Below are 15,049 nucleotides of genomic sequence, written 5' to 3' on the forward strand. Positions count from 1 at the left end.
CCGGGGTGAGTTGAGAAGAATCCGCCCCAACGAGCAATCGTTACCAGTCATACGACACCCGCTGCCAGTGCTGCCAGCGAGGCGTCGGGCAATAAAGCCCGAATCGGTTTCACCACCGGTTCGGGCTTTTTTGTTTTCTCGGCCGCAAGGAAGCTTTTTCGAAACGGATGCGCGTCATCCGGTGGCGAAGCCTTGCCCGGAGAAAACGCACTGGCAGCCGAACGCCCGTTTGCAGGGCCGCGCCGCGGGAGGAGACACCCAACGCGCGGTTCCGAAGGTCGGATCTTCCTGATGACTCGCACAAACACAAAGGAATTTGACATGACGAACGCTTTCAACCGCCGCCAGATCGTGAAGACCGGCGGCTCGATGATCGTGCTGGGCGCCGCGGGCGGCGTGGCCGGCATCGCGTCGGCGCAGGACGGCGGCACCGTGAAACTCGGCCTGCTGCATTCGCTCTCGGGCACCATCGCCATTGCCGAGGCCTCGCTGGTCGATGCCGAGAAGCTCGCCATCGAGGAGATCAACGCGGCCGGCGGCGTGATGGGCAAGAAGATCGAGGCCGTGGTGGAGGACGGCGCGAGCGAGAACCCGGTGTTCGCCGAGAAGGCGCGCAAGCTGCTCGAGCGCGACAAGGTGGCGGCCATCATCGGCTGCTACACATCGGCCTCGCGCAAGGCGCTGCTGCCGGTGCTCGCCCAGGCCAAGGGCCTGCTGTTCTACCCGACCTACTACGAAGGCCAGGAGCAGGACAAGCGCGTGTTCTATCCCTCGCAGGAAGCCACGCAATCGGTGATCGCGGCAGTGGAGTGGATGGCGCGCGAGAAGGGCAAGAGCTTCTTCCTGGTGGGCTCCGACTACATCTACCCGCGCACCTGCAACAAGATCGCCAAGCCCGCCATCGCCAAGGCCGGCGGCAAGGTGCTGGGCGAAGAGTACGCGCCGCTGGGCCACACCGAGTTCTCGTCGATCATCAACAAGATCAAGGCCGCCAAGCCCGACTGCATCTACAGCACCGTGGTGGGCGGCTCCAACGTGGCCTTCTACAAGCAACTGCGCGCGGCGGGCCTGGACGGCGCCAGGCAGGTGCTGCTGTCCACCGTGGTGTCGGAAAACGAGATCGACGGCATCGGCAAGGACAACGCCGCCGGCTACTACGCCTGCATGGGCTACTTCCAGAGCATCAAGTCGCCGGCCAACGAGAAGTTCGTGAAGGCCTTCAAGGCCAGGTACGGGCAGGACCGCGTGATCGGCGACCCGATGGAGGTGGCCTACAACAGCGTGTACCTGTGGAAGCTGGCGGTGGAGAAAGCCAAGTCCTTCGACGTCGACAAGGTCACGGCGGCAGCGGCGGGCGTGGAAATAGAAGCGCCCGAAGGCACGGTGCGCGTGCACGCCACCAACCACCATGTGTGGAAGAAGGTGCGCGTGGGCCGCGCCCGGCCCGACGGGCAGTTCGACATCGTGTGGGAATCGCCCCAGCTCGTCGAGCCCAACCCCTTCCCGAAGGTCTGAACGCGATGAACTTCGACATCGCGGTGATGCAGGTGTTCAACGGCGTGAGCCTGTTCACCATCCTGCTGCTGATGGCGATCGGGCTGGCCATCGTGTTCGGCCTGATGGGCGTCATCAACATGGCGCACGGCGAGCTGATGGCCCTGGGCGCCTACATGACCTACCTGGCCGCGCGCTTCTTCGAGCACTTCGCGCCGGGCTTCATGGACCTGTACCTGTTCGCCGCGATTCCGTTCGCGTTTGCCGTGACCTTCGCGTTCGGCTATGTGCTGGAGCGCGGCTTCATCCGCTTCTTCTACGACCGGCCGCTGGACACCCTGCTCGCGACCTGGGGCCTGAGCCTGATGCTGCAGCAGGCCTACCGCTCGATCTTCGGCGCGCAGGAGGTGAGCGTGCCGCTGGCCTCGTGGCTCGCGGGGGCGTGGGAGCCGACGCCGGGCATCCAGCTGCCGCTCACGCGAATCTTCATCGTGGGGCTCACGGCCCTGGTCGCGACAGGCGTGTACCTGCTGCTGTACCGCACGCCGTGGGGGCTGAAGGTGCGCGCGGTGACGCAGAACCGCGCCATCGCCGGCGCGGTGGGCATCGACACGCACCGGGTGGACGCCATGACCTTCGCGCTGGGCTCGGGCCTGGCGGGCATCGCGGGCGCGGTGTTCACCATGATCGGCTCGACCAACCCGGGCACGGGGCAGCTCTACATCGTCGACTCGTTCATCGTGGTGGTGTTCGGCGGCGTGCAGAGCCTGGTGGGCACCGCCCTCTCGGGCTTCTCCATCGCGCAGTCGCAGACCTGGCTGGAGTACCTGATGAGCGGCTCCATGGCCAAGGCGACCATCCTGCTGCTGGTGATCGTGGTGCTGTACTTCCGGCCCAACGGGCTGTTCGCCACGCGGTCGAGGAGCTGACGGCATGTTGTGGAAACTCTCCCCCCAACGCAGGCGCGACATCGGCGCGATGGCCGCGGTGCTCCTGCTGCTGGCCGTGGTGCTGCCGGCCACGCTCGATCCGTTCCGGCTCAACCTGGTGAGCAAGTACCTGGCCTTCGCCTTCGTCGCGGTCGGCGTGGTGCTCACCTGGGGCTACGGCGGCGTGCTGAGCCTGGGCCAGGGCATGTTCTTCGGCCTGGGCGGCTACATGATGGCGATGTTCCTCAAGCTCGAAGCCTCGGCGCCGGAGCTGCCGGACTTCATGGTGTGGAGCAGCGTGGACCAGCTGCCTTCGTGGTGGATTCCCTTCCACTCGCTGGGCTGGACCATCGTGGGCATCCTCGCCGTTCCCGCGGTGCTGGCGTATGTGTTCTCCTACGCCATCTTCAAGCGGCGGGTGAGCGGCGTGTACTTCGCGATCGTCACGCTCTCGCTGGCGCTCACGCTCACCGTGGTGGTCGTCGGCCAGCAGGGCGACACCGGCGGCGCCAACGGCATCACCGATTTCCGCACGCTGCTGGGCCTGGACATCGCGGGCGACGACGCCAAGCGCACGATGTATTTCGTCGAGGTGCTGGCGATCGCGCTGGTGATGGCGGTGTCGCTCGTCATCGTGCGCAGCCGCTTCGGCAAGATCCTCATCGCCATCCGCGACCGGGAAGACCGCGTGCGCTTCAGCGGCTACAACACGGCGCACATGAAGGCCTTCGTGTTCGCGGTGGCCGCGGTGCTGTCTTCCATCGGCGGGGCGTTCTACAGCCTGCAGGTGGGGCTGATCGCGCCGGGCGTGATCGGCGTGGTGGCCTCGGTGGAGATGGTGATCTATGCGGCGGTCGGCGGCCGGCTGTCGATTCCGGGTGCTGTCGTCGGCGCGCTGCTGATCGGCTTTCTCAAGTCGTACCTGTCGGAGACCTTTCCCGAAGGCTGGCTGTACTTCCTGGGTGCCGTGTTCATCCTCGTGGTGTGGGCCATGCCCGACGGACTCGCGGGCCTGGGCGCGAGGCTGCTGCGCCGGCGCGGCGCGGAGGCTGCGCCATGAACGCGACCATGACCATGCCCAACGGGGGCCTGCCGCGGGCCGCCTCGGCCGTGCCGCCCTCTAACGAGCAGATCCTGCGCGTCGAAGACCTCACCGTGTCCTTCGACGGCTTCAAGGCGGTGGACGGCCTGAGCCTTGCGGTCGAGCGCAACGAGCTGCGCGTGATCATCGGCCCGAACGGCGCGGGCAAGACCACGCTGCTGGACATGATCTGCGGCAAGACCCGTCCGAGCGCGGGCCGCGTGCTGTTCAACGGCCAGGACCTCGGCCGACTGAACGAGTACGAGATCGTGCGCGCCGGCGTGGGCCGCAAGTTCCAGACGCCCTCGGTCTACGAAGACCTGACGGTGCTGGAGAACTTCGAGATCTCGCTGCCGCGCATGCACGGCCTGCTGCAGTCGCTGGCCTTTCGGCGCACGGCGGCGCTGCGCGAGCGCATCGACGCGATGGCGGCCGACGTGTTCCTGCTCGACCAGCTCGAGCGCCGCGCGGGCCAGCTCAGCCACGGCCAGAAGCAGTGGCTGGAGATCGGCATGCTGCTGATGCAGGAGCCCGAGTTGCTGCTGCTCGACGAGCCCGTGGCCGGCATGAGCCCGCGCGAGCGCGAGCAGACCGGCGACCTGCTGCGGCGCATCTCGGTGGGCAAGTCGGTGGTGGTGATCGAGCACGACATGGACTTCGTCAAGCGCATCGCCCACCGCGTGACCGTGCTGCACCAGGGCCGGCTGCTGAGCGAGGGGACGGCCGCCGAAGTGCAGTCCGACCCGCGCGTGATCGACGTCTACCTCGGCCATTGAGCACAAGGAGAAGCACAAATGCTCGAAGTCTCCGAACTCGACGTCGCCTATGGCGAGTCGCACGTCATCCGCGATGTGTCCCTTCGCGTCGCACCCGACGAGGCGGTGGCCATCATGGGCCGCAACGGCATGGGCAAGACCACGCTGCTGAAATCGCTCATCGGCCTCCTGCCCGCGCGCGGCGGCAGCATCCGCCTGGGCGGCGCCGACATCACGAAGCTGCCGAGCTACCAGCGCGTGGCGCAGGGCCTGGCCTTCGTGCCGCAGGGGCGCATGGTGTTCCCGTTCCTCACGGTGGAGCAGAACATCCTCTCGGGCGCCGCGAAGTCCGGCCACCGCACGGTGCCCGACTACCTCTACCGCTTCTTCCCCGTGCTGAAGGACATGAAGCAGCGCAAGGCCGGCAACCTATCGGGCGGCCAGCAGCAGATGCTGGCGATTGCGCGCGCGCTCATCTCCGAGCCGAAGCTGCTGATCCTCGACGAACCGACCGAAGGCATCCAGCCTTCGATCATCAAGGAGATCGCCCAGACGCTGAACGTGCTGCGCGCCGAGCGCGGCTTCGCCATCGTGGTGTCGGAGCAGGTGCTGAGCTTCGCGCTCGACCTGGCCGACCGCTTTCTCGTCATCGACCGCGGGCGCCTCGTGCACGACGAGGCGCGCGCGACGCTCGACCAGGACAAGGTCAGGTCCTTCCTGACCGTGTGAGAGCACTTCCCTTCTTTCTTCAACCCCTCTTTCAGGAGCAGCGTCATGAGACATGGTGATATTTCGAGCAGCAACGATTGCGTGGGCGTCGCGGTCGTCAACTACAAGATGCCCCGCCTTCATACCAAGGCCGAGGTGCTGGACAACGCCCGCAAGATCGGCGAGATGCTGGTCGGCATGAAGAAGGGCCTGCCGGGCATGGACCTGGTGGTGTTCCCCGAATACTCCACGCACGGGATCATGTACGACGCCAAGGAGATGTACGACACCGCCGCCACCGTGCCCGGCGAGGAAACCGCCATCTTCGCGGACGCCTGCCGCCGCGCCAACGTGTGGGGTGTGTTCTCGCTGACCGGCGAGCGCCACGAGGAGCATCCGAACAAGGCGCCCTACAACACGCTGATCCTCATGAACAACAAGGGCGAGATCGTCCAGAAGTACCGCAAGATCATGCCTTGGGTGCCCATCGAGGGCTGGTATCCGGGCGACTGCACCTACGTGAGCGAAGGCCCCAAGGGCATGAAGATCAGCCTGATCATCTGCGACGACGGCAACTACCCCGAAATCTGGCGCGACTGCGCGATGCGCGGCGCCGAACTCATCATCCGCTGCCAGGGCTACATGTATCCGGCCAAGGAGCAGCAGATCCTGGTGTCGAAGGCCATGGCCTTCATGAACAACACCTACGTGGCGGTGGCCAACGCAGCGGGCTTCGACGGCGTGTACTCGTACTTCGGCCACTCCGCGCTCATCGGCTTCGACGGCCGCACGCTCGGCGAATGCGGCGAGGAAGAGATGGGCATCAACTACGCCGAACTCTCCATGAGCCTGATCCGCGACGCGCGCAAGAACGGCCAGTCGCAGAACCACCTGTTCAAGCTGGTGCACCGCGGCTACACCGGCACCATCAACTCCGGCGACGGCGACAAGGGCGTGGCGGCCTGCCCGTACAACTTCTACACCCAGTGGATCAACGACCCCGAGGGCACGCGCGAGATGGTGGAGTCGTTCACCCGCAGCACGGTGGGCACGCCCGAATGCCCGATCGAGGGCATTCCGAACGAACCGGCCAAGCACCGCTGACGCGCCGCGCCATGGACTGCGAAATCTTCGAACTCGGCGACGTCGTGCTGCAGCGGGGCGCCACCCTGCGCGGCGCGAAGCTCGCCTACAAGACCTACGGCACGCTCAATGCAGACAAGAGCAACGCCATCGTCTACCCGACCTGGTACTCGGGGCAGCACCACGACAACGAGTGGCTCATCGGCCAGGGCATGGCGCTCGACCCGGCGAAGTACTTCATCATCGTGCCCAACATGCTGGGCAACGGGCTGTCGTCCTCCCCCAGCAACACGCCCGAGCCCTACGACCTCTCGCGCTTTCCGAACGTCACGCTCTACGACAACGTGACGCTGCAGCACCGGCTGGTGACCGAGAAGTTCGGCATCCGGCAGGTGGCGCTGGTGGTGGGCTGGTCGATGGGCGCGCAGCAGACCAACCAGTGGGGCTGCCTCTACCCCGACATGGTGAAGCGCATCGCGCCCTTCTGCGGCTCGGCGAAGACCGCTCCCCACAACATCGTTTTCCTCGAAGGCGTGAAGGCCGCGCTCACGGCCGACGCGGCATGGAACGGCGGCTGGTACACCACGCCGCCGGGCAAGGGGCTGCGCGCGGTGGGCCGCGTGTACGCGGGCTGGGGCCTGTCGCAGCCCTTCTACATGCAGGAACTGTGGCGCGAGCTGGGCTTCAGCTCGCTCGAAGACTTCCTGGTCGGCTACTGGGAAGGCTTCTTCCTGAAGAAGGACGCGAACAACCTGCTCGCCATGCTGTGGTCGTGGCAGCACGGCGACATCAGCGACAACCCGGTGTTCAAGGGCGACTTCAAGAAAGCGCTGGGCGCCATCAAGGCCCGCGCCATCGTGATGCCCGCCGAGCGCGACCTGTACTTTCCCGTGGCCGACAACCAGTGGGAGGTGTCGCACATGCCGAACGCCGAGTGCCGCCCGATCCCCGGCGTGTGGGGCCACTTCGCGGGTGGCGGCAGCAGCCCCGCCGACACCCGCTTCATCGACGACGCCCTCAAGGAACTGCTCGCCACGCCATGAACGCACCCGTCCACGATCCGCTGGCCGCCTACCGCATCGAGGCCGAGCCCTTCTACCGCCCCGCCGGCAACGAGGTGGCGCTCTACCGGCAGGCGTACCGCCACCGCATGCCGCTGATCCTGAAAGGCCCGACTGGCTGCGGCAAGACGCGCTTCGTGGAGCACATGGCGTGGTCGCTCGGACGGCCGCTTGTGACGCTGGCCTGCAACGAGGACATGACGGCGTCGGACCTCGTGGGGCGCTACCTGCTCGACGCCAACGGCACCGCCTGGCACGACGGGCCGCTGACGCTGGCGGTGCGGCACGGGGGCATCTGCTATCTCGACGAAGTGGTGGAGGCGCGGCAGGACACGACCGTGGTGATCCACCCGCTGACGGATGCGCGGCGCATATTGCCGCTCGACAAGAAAGGCGAGCTGGTGCACGCGCACCCCGACTTCCAGCTGGTGGTGTCGTACAACCCCGGCTACCAGAGCAGCGCGAAGGACATGAAGCCCTCGACGCGCCAGCGCTTCGCGGCGCTGGAGTTCGACTACCCCGGCAGCTCGCTGGAGGCGGAGATCGTCGCGCACGAGGCCGGCGTCGACCCCGGGCTTGCAGCGAAGCTGGTGGCCATCGCGCGCTGCTCGCGCGAGCTGAAGCACCACGGGCTCGACGAGGGCGTGTCGACGCGCATGCTGATCTACGCGGGCGTGCTGATCCGCGACGGCGTGACGCCGCGCGAAAGCTGCGAGATGACGATGACCCGCGCGCTGACCGACGACCCCGACATGGCGAGCGCGCTGCTGGGCTTCGTCGAGGCGCAGTTCGGATGAACGACGGGCACGGCGGCCTCGGTGCGCTGTCGCTGCTGGCGCGCGGCCTGGCGGGCGTCGATGTGGAAGTGCAGGCGCTGGCAGGCACGGGCACGCGCGCGGTGCTCTCGGGCCGCAAGCTGCTGCTGCCCGAAGGCACCGGCGAGCCGAACCTGCGCCGCGCGATGGTCGCGCATGCGGTCGCGCACCTGCGGCACTCGCGGCCCGCGCGCCCGGCGCATGGGCTCAAGCCGATGGGCATCGCCGTGGTCTCGGCCATCGAGGACGCGCGCGTCGAGCGCCTGCTGTGGCGCGACTTCCCCGGCCTTCACGGCTGGTTCGCCGCATCGCTCCCGCCCGTGCCCGACCCGCTCGACCTGCGCTTCGCAGCGCTCATCGCGCGCGTGGACCGCCTGCTGCTGCTACCCGATGCGATCGACGACAACCACTGGGTGAACAAGGCGCGCCGCCTGTTCGAGGAGACCGCCGCCGGCACGGGCCTGGAGGACTACGACGCCTTCCGCGCCATCGCCTCGATCCTCGCCAACGACCTGGGCCAGATGCGCGTGCGCTTCGAGCCTCAGGACTACGCCGTGCCCGCGCCCTGGCGCGACGACAACAGCTACCTGTGGGAATTCGCCGAGACGGAGACCGCGCCTGACGAAGCCATCGCGCTGCAGCAGGCGGGCGCGCGGCCGCCACCGCCTGCCGATGCGCCGGGCGAAGACGGCGGCCCGCCCCCCGCCGATGCCGCGGGCGACATCGAACTCGGCCGCTACACGTATCCCGAATGGGACCGCAAGCTCGAGCGCCTGCGCCCCGACTGGTGCACGGTGATCGAGAAGCTGCCGGCGTGGCAGGGCCTGCTGCCGGGGCGTGAGCAGGCCGCGCCCGGCAACGAGCGCATCGCCCCGCTCGCCCTGCCCCGCGCGCGTCACCTCGACCGCACGCACCGCCTGCGCCGCCAGTGGGAGGGCGACGACATCGACCTGAACGCCGCCATCGAGGTGCTGGTCGACCGGCGCCTGCGGCTGCGGCCCGACGCGCGCCTGTTCATGCGGCCGGGCAAGGGCCCGCGCCCGTCGAGCGTGCTGGTGCTGCTCGACCTGTCGGCGTCGGCGAACGATCCCGGCCCGCATGCCGCCTCGCTGCTCGACATAGAAAAGCAGGCCGCGCTGCTGCTGGCCGCTTCGAACGCGCGCGGCGTCGACCGGCTCGCCATCCACGGCTTCTCTTCGAACACGCGCGCCGAGGTCTACTACTACCGCCTGCTCGAAGCAGGCCGGCCGCTGGAGGCGCCCTCGCGCGCCATGATCGGTGCGCTGCGCGGGCGCTATTCGACCCGCATGGGCGCCGCGCTGCGCCACGCCGCCGCGCTGATGCAAGCCGAGCCGCCCGGCCAGCGCGCGGTGCTGCTGGTGACCGACGGCGCGCCTTCCGACATCGACGTGCACGATCCGCAATACCTGATCGAGGACGCCCGCCAGGCCGTCGCCGAGGCCCGCGACGCCGGCGTGCGCGCCGCCTGCATCGCCGTGGACGGCACGGCCGACGCCTATGTGCGGCGCATCTTCGGCTGGCGCAACTATTGCATCGCCGACGACGCGCGCAGCCTGCCGGTGCGGCTCGCGCGCATGAGCGCACGGCTTGCCGCGGCCCACTGACTGAAGACTATGATGATTCGACACCCCAGGAGACTTCAGCGTGGCTGACAAGGACCCCATACGCGTCGGCATCCTCTATTCGGAAACCGGCGTCACATCGACCATCGGACTCTCGCAGCTGCAGGGCGCGTTGCTCGGCATCGAGGAGATCAACGCGGCAGGCGGCGTGGACGGCCGCGAGATCGTGGCGGTGCGCTACGACCCGCAGTCCAACCCCGCGCGCTACGCCCAGCTTGCCGAGAAGCTGATCGTGCAGGACCGCGTGAACGTGATCTTCGGCTGCTACATGTCGAGCAGCCGCAAGGCGGTGATACCGGTCATAGAGAAGTGGAACAAGCTGCTGTTCTACCCGACGCTCTACGAGGGCTTCGAGTATTCGGGCAACGTGATCTACACCGGCGCGGCGCCCAACCAGAACAGCGTGCAACTGGCCGAGTTCATGACCACGAACTTCGGCGCGCGGGTGTACCTGATCGGCTCCGACTACATCTACCCCTACGAGTCGAACCGCATCATGGGCGAGCTGGTGATGCAGCGCCCCGGCAGCGAGAAGCTGGGCGAACGCTACGTGGCGCTGGATGCCGGCGAGCGCGACTACCGGGCCATCATGGACGACATCCGCGACAAGCGGCCCGACTTCATCTTCTCGACGGTGGTGGGTGACTCCACCGCGAGCCTGTACCGCGCGTATGCCGAGGCGGGCTTCGACCCGAAGACGATGCCGATCGCCAGCCTCACGACCTCGGAGGCCGAGATTTCGCAGATGGGCCATGGGGTGGCAACGGGGCATTTCACGGCGGCGCCGTATTTCCAGTCGATCGACTCGGCCGCGAACCGGCGCTGCCTCGCGATGCTGCGCGCGCGCTTCGGTGACGGCTGCGTGCCCAACCTGTGCTGGGAGGCTTCGTATTTCCAGATGCACATTTTTGCGAATGCCTACCGGCAGGCGGGGAGCGACGGCATCGCGGAGATTCTTCCGCACATCCTGGGCAGCGAGTTCGATGCGCCGCAGGGGTTGGTGAAAATCGATCCGGCCAACCATCACACATGCCTGTACCCACGCATCGGCCGGGTCGACGCGCACGGGCAGTTCACCATCGTCCGGCAGGCGACGCGGGCGGTGTACCCGGACCCTTACCTTGTCACCCACTCGCTGGGCGACTGGACGGCCAAGCTGGATACGCTGGAGATCTAGGATGAACTTCCGTTCTTCCATTTGTCGCTCCAGGAGGCATTCGGGGCACGATCACGCCGATGGGGTACCTTGCTCCGCGAATGTCCCCCGGCCTTCGGCCTCCTCCTTTATTTCGCTGCGCAAGGCACCCCATCGACGTGATCGTTGGACAGAGCGCTGGTTGATCGGCTGCAGACCGGCAGCGTGCCTCGTGCACAGGGCGTCGGGTGCTCCCCGCAGCGAAATAAAGGAGGAGGGGCGCAGCCCCGGGGGACATTCGCGGAGGGGAGTACCCGGCGGCCTGTGCACTCGCCCCGAACAACAGCGCCAAGAAAACAAGAAGGCCTGAAAGTGGAAGGCACAGCCCCAAAACGGCACACCCTGCGCGTCACGCCGCCGCAGCTGAAAGAGCTGCGACTGCTGAAGATCGCCGTGATCCACCCCGACGACAGCGACGGCCGCCAACTTACACAACAGTTGCAACGCATCGGCTGCCAGGTGCAGGCCTTCTGGCCACCCGTGCAAGTCCTGCCCGAAGGCATCGACGTGGCCTTCATGGCGGTGCAGCCCGACTTCATCAACCTGCGCTTCGAATGGACCAAGAGCGAAGACGCGCCGGCCATCATCGCGGTCGTGACCTACGAGAACCCGACCATCATCGAAGCCGTGCTGGAAATCGGCGCCAAGGCGGTGCTGCCTTCGCCGGTGCGCTCGTTCGGGCTGTTCTCGGCATTGGTGGTGGCGCGCGAGGCGCACAAGGAGGCACGCTCGCTCGCCAAGCGGCTGCGCAAGGTCGAGGCCAAGCTGCTGGGGCAACGCCGCATCGCCGAAGCCAAGGCCATTCTCATGAAGACGCACGACGTGTCCGAAGGCCAGGCCTACGACCTGATCCGCGACCAGGCCATGAGCAAGCGCACCACCACCGAAGAAATAGCCACCGCCATCGTCAACGCCAACGAGATCCTCTCGCTCGGCATGCGCAAGCCCGACGCGGGCTGATCTACCGGGTTCCGCTCAGGTCTGGCGGAACGCCGTCAGCACCTTCAGCACGCTCAGCGTGGCGCCGTCGAGCGCCGCGTGCTGCCGGTGCGCAATGCCCACGCGCCGCGTGAGTCTGGGGCTCACCGGCAGGATCTGCATGCGGTCGCCGCGCACGTTGTCGGTGCTCTGCTGCAGCGGCAGCAACGCCGCGCCGTAGCCGGCCGCCACCAGGCTGCGGATGGCGGCGTCGTAGTTGAGTTCTATGCGCGCACGCGGCGCGAAGCCCGCCTCGGCAAACCACTCCATCGTGAGCCGGTACATGTGCGTGGTGGCTTCGTTGAAGATCAGCGGCTGCGCCGCCAGCCACGCCGGCGTTACGCGCTTCGGCGCCTTCCAGCGCGGGGGCACGAAGGCCATCATGGGTTGTTCGCACCACGGCGTGACGACGATGCCGCGCACCGGTGGTTGCGGAATCGCGACCAGCCCGATGTCGAGCGTGCCCGCCGCCAGCCGCTCCATGGCCTCGTAGGAGCCGCGGATGCTCACCTCCACGTCGATGCCCGAATGCTCCGCGCCCAGCGCCTCCAGCACCTGCGGCAGCAGGTCGACCAGCACGCCGGTGGACGTGCCCAGCCGCACCCGGCCGGTGCGGCCCTCGGCCTGGCGCTTGACGGCCTCTACCGCGTCGTCGGTGTCGCGCAGCAGCTTGCGCCCGCGCTCGACCAATGCCGCGCCGGCGGCGGTCGGCGTGATGCGGCGGTTGCCGCGCACCACCAGCGGCGCCTCCAGCCGCGACTCGAGTTCGCTGATGTGCAGGCTCACCGTCGGCTGCGCCAGATGCAGCGCCTTGGCCGCGGCCGAGAAGGTGCCGAGGTCGACGATGGCGATGAGGGTGCGCAGTTGGTCGAGGTTGAGTTGTCGCATCGGGCCGCCGTGTTGGGGTGAAAGATCGTGCCATCAGCAAAGCTGATTGCAAGCCTCAGGATTCTCAACTTCCACAATAGCACGCGCCGCCGGAAGATGAGCGCTCCCAACCAAGGAGCCCATAGTGACCGCGCCGAATCCATCGACTTTTCATCAACGCCTGATCCATGCCCTGCGCGGCTGGCGCCGCCGCGTGGTGAATCGCCGCCGCGCGCGCACCGACACGCAGCACCTGGCCGGCATGAGCGAGCACGAGCTGCGCGACCTGGGCATCGGTCGCAGCGAAGTGCCCGAGCTGCTGGACAGCCACCGCTACTGAGCCGGCTCGGCACTTTTCTTCAGGTATCGCGCCGGTTTTGAGGTTCAATTCGGGGCGTGTCCAAGCCCGCTCTTCTCTCCATCGAACTCACTTCGCCGCAGTCGGTCAACGGCCGGCGCGCGGCCTTCCAGTCGCTCTGGCTTCTTGTGCGCATGCAGCACGCCCACGAGTCCGGCACCGGCGTCGTGCGGCTGGCCGACCTGCGCGGCGAAGTGTCCGACGCCAGCACGCTGCGCATGGTCGTGAGCCGTGCGTTCCGCGACTTCAAGGCCTGGAACATAGAGGTCGGCTGGGGCGAAGACACGCTGCGCGAGCCGCGCTTCCTCAATGCCGAGCGGCGCAGCCAGGGCCCGTTCTGGCTGTCGGCCGCCGAAGCCAGGCGCGTGCGCGTGCTGGTGGAGGGCCGCGCGGCCACGGCCGCCGAGGTGGCGTCGTTCCTCGGCTTGCGCGCGCGCAAGTCGCAGGCAGCAGCCGGCTCGCCGCCGCCAGACGCGGTGCACCTGCAGGACGCCGCGTTCTGGAAGCAGCTGGTCGCCTCCCAGCAGGCGGCGCGGCAGGGCCGGCTGATGGCGCCGGTGGCGGGCATGAGCGCCGGTGACGCGAGTGCCAGCGGCCAGCCGGCCAGCGCGCTCGAATCGATACGCCTGGCCGGCACGCTGGCCGCCACCGACTTCCAGCGCGCGCTGGTAACGCTCAACGAGGCCATGCTGTGGCGCCGGCTCGGCGACAACGAGCAGGCGCGGCGCCGGCTGCAGGCGCTGAAGAAGCAGCGGCTCGCGCATCACGTGGCGGGCAACGACTACCTTGGCGCGATGGAATGCATCGTCTCCGCATGGTGCGCCTACACCGCGCGCGACCTGCCGCTGGCGCAGTCGCTGCTGGGCGGCATGGCCGACGACGCGGCGCGCGGGCTGGTGCTGCGGCACCACCCCGACGTGCGCTTCGAGTGGTGCAACCTGTGGGCGCTGGTGTGCCGCTCGCGCGCACTCGGCCTTTCTGCCGACGACAAGCCGGCCGCAGCCGCGCTCGCCGAAGAATCGCTGCGCCGCTTCGGCGAAGCGCTGGCGGCAGCGTTCGAGTCGCACTCCTTCGACGCGGCGCAGCACGTGGCCGCCAACATGGGCATGGCCGCGTGGCTGTTCGACCGCGTGGGTTTGTCCGACCTGCCCGCGCTGGCGCAGGACGGCAACGCCGACACCACGCGCCGCGCGGTGCAGTGGATCGCCTTCAGCGAGTGGCTGTGCGGCCATACCGACGGCCAGGGCCGCTCGGCGTGGAACGCGATCTACCTGATGCGCATCGCGCGCGGCCACTGCCGGCCCGAGAAGCAACCGACGCTCGCGCAGTTTCGCGCGCAGAAGCCGCTGGACCCGGCCTCCATCTCGAAGCTGGCCGGACCGCTCGCCGATGCTTTCGACGCGACGAACTGGCCCGCGCGCTGGGTGCAGGTGGCGCAGGCGCGGCTGGCCGACCATCAGGCCGGCCGCCGCCGCTACCCGGGCCTGCAGCATTGCAGCCTGTTGTTCGAGCACGCCTGGTACGCCGCGCACGCCGGCGAACTGAAGGCGGCGGAGCAATCGCTCGCCCTGCTTCGCGAGGCGCTGCCGCAGCTGGTGCCGAGCGACCGCGCCTACTTCACCGAATCGTGGAACGACACGCTGCCGGCCGAACTGGTGCTGGAGGCAAAGCCGCCGCGCCGGCCGCCTGCGCGAAAGAAAAACGCGTCCTAGACTTCGGGGTCCGACCATGCCCGACAACTCCCACGAACCCATCGACCTGGCAGCGCACCGCGAGCGCCGCGCCCGTCAGCAGCAACAGCGTGCCGCGGAGCAAGCCGCGCGCGACGCGGCCTCGTCGTCCGCGTCAGAGCCGGGCCCCGGCGAAGTGCCCTGCATCCGCTGCGGCGAGCCGATCTTCGGCTACGTGCTGCGCTGCCCCTACTGCGGCGTGCATTTCAGCGGCCGTGCCGAAGACTTCGCACCCAGGGAAGGAATGTCGCGGCGCGCGAAGGCGCTGGTGGTGCTGGTTGCCGTGGCGCTGCTGCTGGCGGGCCTGAGCGACGACATCGCCGCCCTGTGGTGGCGCATGAAGTAAGGCGCC

15 protein-coding genes are annotated in these 15,049 nt (G+C 68.1%); 14 read left to right on the forward strand and 1 reads right to left on the reverse strand.

The features are described 5' to 3' along the window. Positions 1–321: 321 nt before the first annotated feature. The 11 genes from urtA (at position 322) to ACQY8B_RS23545 (ending at position 11,724) form a co-directional block, all read left to right on the forward strand. Positions 322–1,515, forward strand: a complete 1,194-nt coding sequence (urtA, locus tag ACQY8B_RS23495) for an urea ABC transporter substrate-binding protein (protein ID WP_422088911.1) — start codon at positions 322–324, stop codon at positions 1,513–1,515. Between the two features lie 5 nt (positions 1,516–1,520). Next, a complete protein-coding gene (urtB, locus tag ACQY8B_RS23500) occupies positions 1,521–2,423 on the forward strand; it encodes an urea ABC transporter permease subunit UrtB (RefSeq protein WP_106936193.1) in 903 nt (300 codons plus the stop codon). A 4-nt stretch (positions 2,424–2,427) separates the two neighbouring features. Then, positions 2,428–3,483 (forward strand): urea ABC transporter permease subunit UrtC, encoded by a 1,056-nt coding sequence (urtC, locus tag ACQY8B_RS23505; protein WP_422088912.1) that lies wholly within the window; start codon positions 2,428–2,430, stop codon positions 3,481–3,483. Between the two features lie 14 nt (positions 3,484–3,497). Then, positions 3,498–4,280 carry an urea ABC transporter ATP-binding protein UrtD gene (gene urtD, locus ACQY8B_RS23510; RefSeq protein ID WP_301505015.1) on the forward strand — a complete coding sequence of 261 codons (783 nt, stop codon included), beginning with the start codon at positions 3,498–3,500 and terminating at the stop codon, positions 4,278–4,280. Between the two features lie 18 nt (positions 4,281–4,298). Continuing rightward, entirely contained in the window at positions 4,299–4,988 is a 690-nt protein-coding gene (urtE, locus tag ACQY8B_RS23515; RefSeq protein ID WP_422088913.1) for an urea ABC transporter ATP-binding subunit UrtE, read from the forward strand. Positions 4,989–5,033: 45 nt separating this feature from the next. Beyond that, complete coding sequence (locus tag ACQY8B_RS23520) at positions 5,034–6,071, forward strand: aliphatic amidase (RefSeq protein ID WP_422088914.1); 1,038 nt, start codon at positions 5,034–5,036, stop codon at positions 6,069–6,071. Between the two features lie 11 nt (positions 6,072–6,082). Beyond that, the gene (locus ACQY8B_RS23525) at positions 6,083–7,093 is read left to right on the forward strand and encodes an alpha/beta fold hydrolase (RefSeq protein ID WP_422088915.1); all 1,011 of its coding nucleotides are present in this window, start codon (positions 6,083–6,085) and stop codon (positions 7,091–7,093) included. Further along, positions 7,090–7,908: a CbbQ/NirQ/NorQ/GpvN family protein gene (locus ACQY8B_RS23530; protein ID WP_422088916.1), complete on the forward strand. Its 819-nt coding sequence runs from the start codon at positions 7,090–7,092 to the stop codon at positions 7,906–7,908. Before ACQY8B_RS23525 ends, ACQY8B_RS23530 begins: the two co-directional genes overlap by 4 nt. Continuing rightward, positions 7,905–9,551 carry a nitric oxide reductase activation protein NorD gene (locus ACQY8B_RS23535; RefSeq protein WP_422088917.1) on the forward strand — a complete coding sequence of 549 codons (1,647 nt, stop codon included), beginning with the start codon at positions 7,905–7,907 and terminating at the stop codon, positions 9,549–9,551. Before ACQY8B_RS23530 ends, ACQY8B_RS23535 begins: the two co-directional genes overlap by 4 nt. A 40-nt stretch (positions 9,552–9,591) precedes the next feature. Continuing rightward, positions 9,592–10,746 carry a transporter substrate-binding domain-containing protein gene (locus ACQY8B_RS23540; RefSeq protein WP_422088918.1) on the forward strand — a complete coding sequence of 385 codons (1,155 nt, stop codon included), beginning with the start codon at positions 9,592–9,594 and terminating at the stop codon, positions 10,744–10,746. A 330-nt stretch (positions 10,747–11,076) separates the two neighbouring features. After that, positions 11,077–11,724, forward strand: a complete 648-nt coding sequence (locus ACQY8B_RS23545; RefSeq protein WP_422088919.1) for an ANTAR domain-containing response regulator — start codon at positions 11,077–11,079, stop codon at positions 11,722–11,724. A 15-nt stretch (positions 11,725–11,739) separates the two neighbouring features. Here ACQY8B_RS23545 and ACQY8B_RS23550 read toward each other — a convergent pair whose 3' ends face one another. Then, positions 11,740–12,630 carry a LysR family transcriptional regulator gene (locus tag ACQY8B_RS23550; RefSeq protein WP_422088920.1) on the reverse strand — a complete coding sequence of 297 codons (891 nt, stop codon included), beginning with the start codon at positions 12,628–12,630 and terminating at the stop codon, positions 11,740–11,742. Between the two features lie 124 nt (positions 12,631–12,754). Here ACQY8B_RS23550 and ACQY8B_RS23555 point away from each other — a divergent pair, with 124 nt between their 5' ends. Genes ACQY8B_RS23555 through ACQY8B_RS23565 form a run of 3 tightly spaced genes read left to right on the forward strand, consistent with a single transcriptional unit; the run spans position 12,755 to position 15,043 of the window. Continuing rightward, positions 12,755–12,949, forward strand: coding sequence for a DUF1127 domain-containing protein (locus tag ACQY8B_RS23555; protein ID WP_422088921.1), 195 nt, complete (start codon positions 12,755–12,757; stop codon positions 12,947–12,949). A gap of 56 nt (positions 12,950–13,005) precedes the next feature. Beyond that, positions 13,006–14,679 (forward strand): hypothetical protein, encoded by a 1,674-nt coding sequence (locus ACQY8B_RS23560; protein ID WP_422088922.1) that lies wholly within the window; start codon positions 13,006–13,008, stop codon positions 14,677–14,679. Between the two features lie 16 nt (positions 14,680–14,695). Further along, the gene (locus ACQY8B_RS23565) at positions 14,696–15,043 is read left to right on the forward strand and encodes a hypothetical protein (protein ID WP_422088923.1); all 348 of its coding nucleotides are present in this window, start codon (positions 14,696–14,698) and stop codon (positions 15,041–15,043) included. The last annotated feature ends 6 nt before the right edge of the window (positions 15,044–15,049 follow it).

The organism is Variovorax sp. (assembly GCF_965279555.1).
GTDB lineage: Bacteria > Pseudomonadota > Gammaproteobacteria > Burkholderiales > Burkholderiaceae_C > Variovorax.

Bases quoted from the DNA above. Each gene is read 5' to 3' on its own strand.
- ACQY8B_RS23520 (WP_422088914.1), top strand. From the start codon at position 5,034: ATGAGACATGGTGATATTTCGAGCAGCAACGATTGCGTGGGCGTCGCG.
- ACQY8B_RS23530 (WP_422088916.1), top strand. From the start codon at position 7,090: ATGAACGCACCCGTCCACGATCCGCTGGCCGCCTACCGCATCGAGGCC.
- ACQY8B_RS23525 (WP_422088915.1), top strand. From the start codon at position 6,083: ATGGACTGCGAAATCTTCGAACTCGGCGACGTCGTGCTGCAGCGGGGC.
- urtA (WP_422088911.1), top strand. From the start codon at position 322: ATGACGAACGCTTTCAACCGCCGCCAGATCGTGAAGACCGGCGGCTCG.
- urtD (WP_301505015.1), top strand. From the start codon at position 3,498: ATGCCCAACGGGGGCCTGCCGCGGGCCGCCTCGGCCGTGCCGCCCTCT.
- urtE (WP_422088913.1), top strand. From the start codon at position 4,299: ATGCTCGAAGTCTCCGAACTCGACGTCGCCTATGGCGAGTCGCACGTC.
- ACQY8B_RS23550 (WP_422088920.1), bottom strand. From the start codon at position 12,630: ATGCGACAACTCAACCTCGACCAACTGCGCACCCTCATCGCCATCGTC.
- ACQY8B_RS23565 (WP_422088923.1), top strand. From the start codon at position 14,696: ATGCCCGACAACTCCCACGAACCCATCGACCTGGCAGCGCACCGCGAG.
- urtC (WP_422088912.1), top strand. From the start codon at position 2,428: ATGTTGTGGAAACTCTCCCCCCAACGCAGGCGCGACATCGGCGCGATG.
- ACQY8B_RS23535 (WP_422088917.1), top strand. From the start codon at position 7,905: ATGAACGACGGGCACGGCGGCCTCGGTGCGCTGTCGCTGCTGGCGCGC.
- urtB (WP_106936193.1), top strand. From the start codon at position 1,521: ATGAACTTCGACATCGCGGTGATGCAGGTGTTCAACGGCGTGAGCCTG.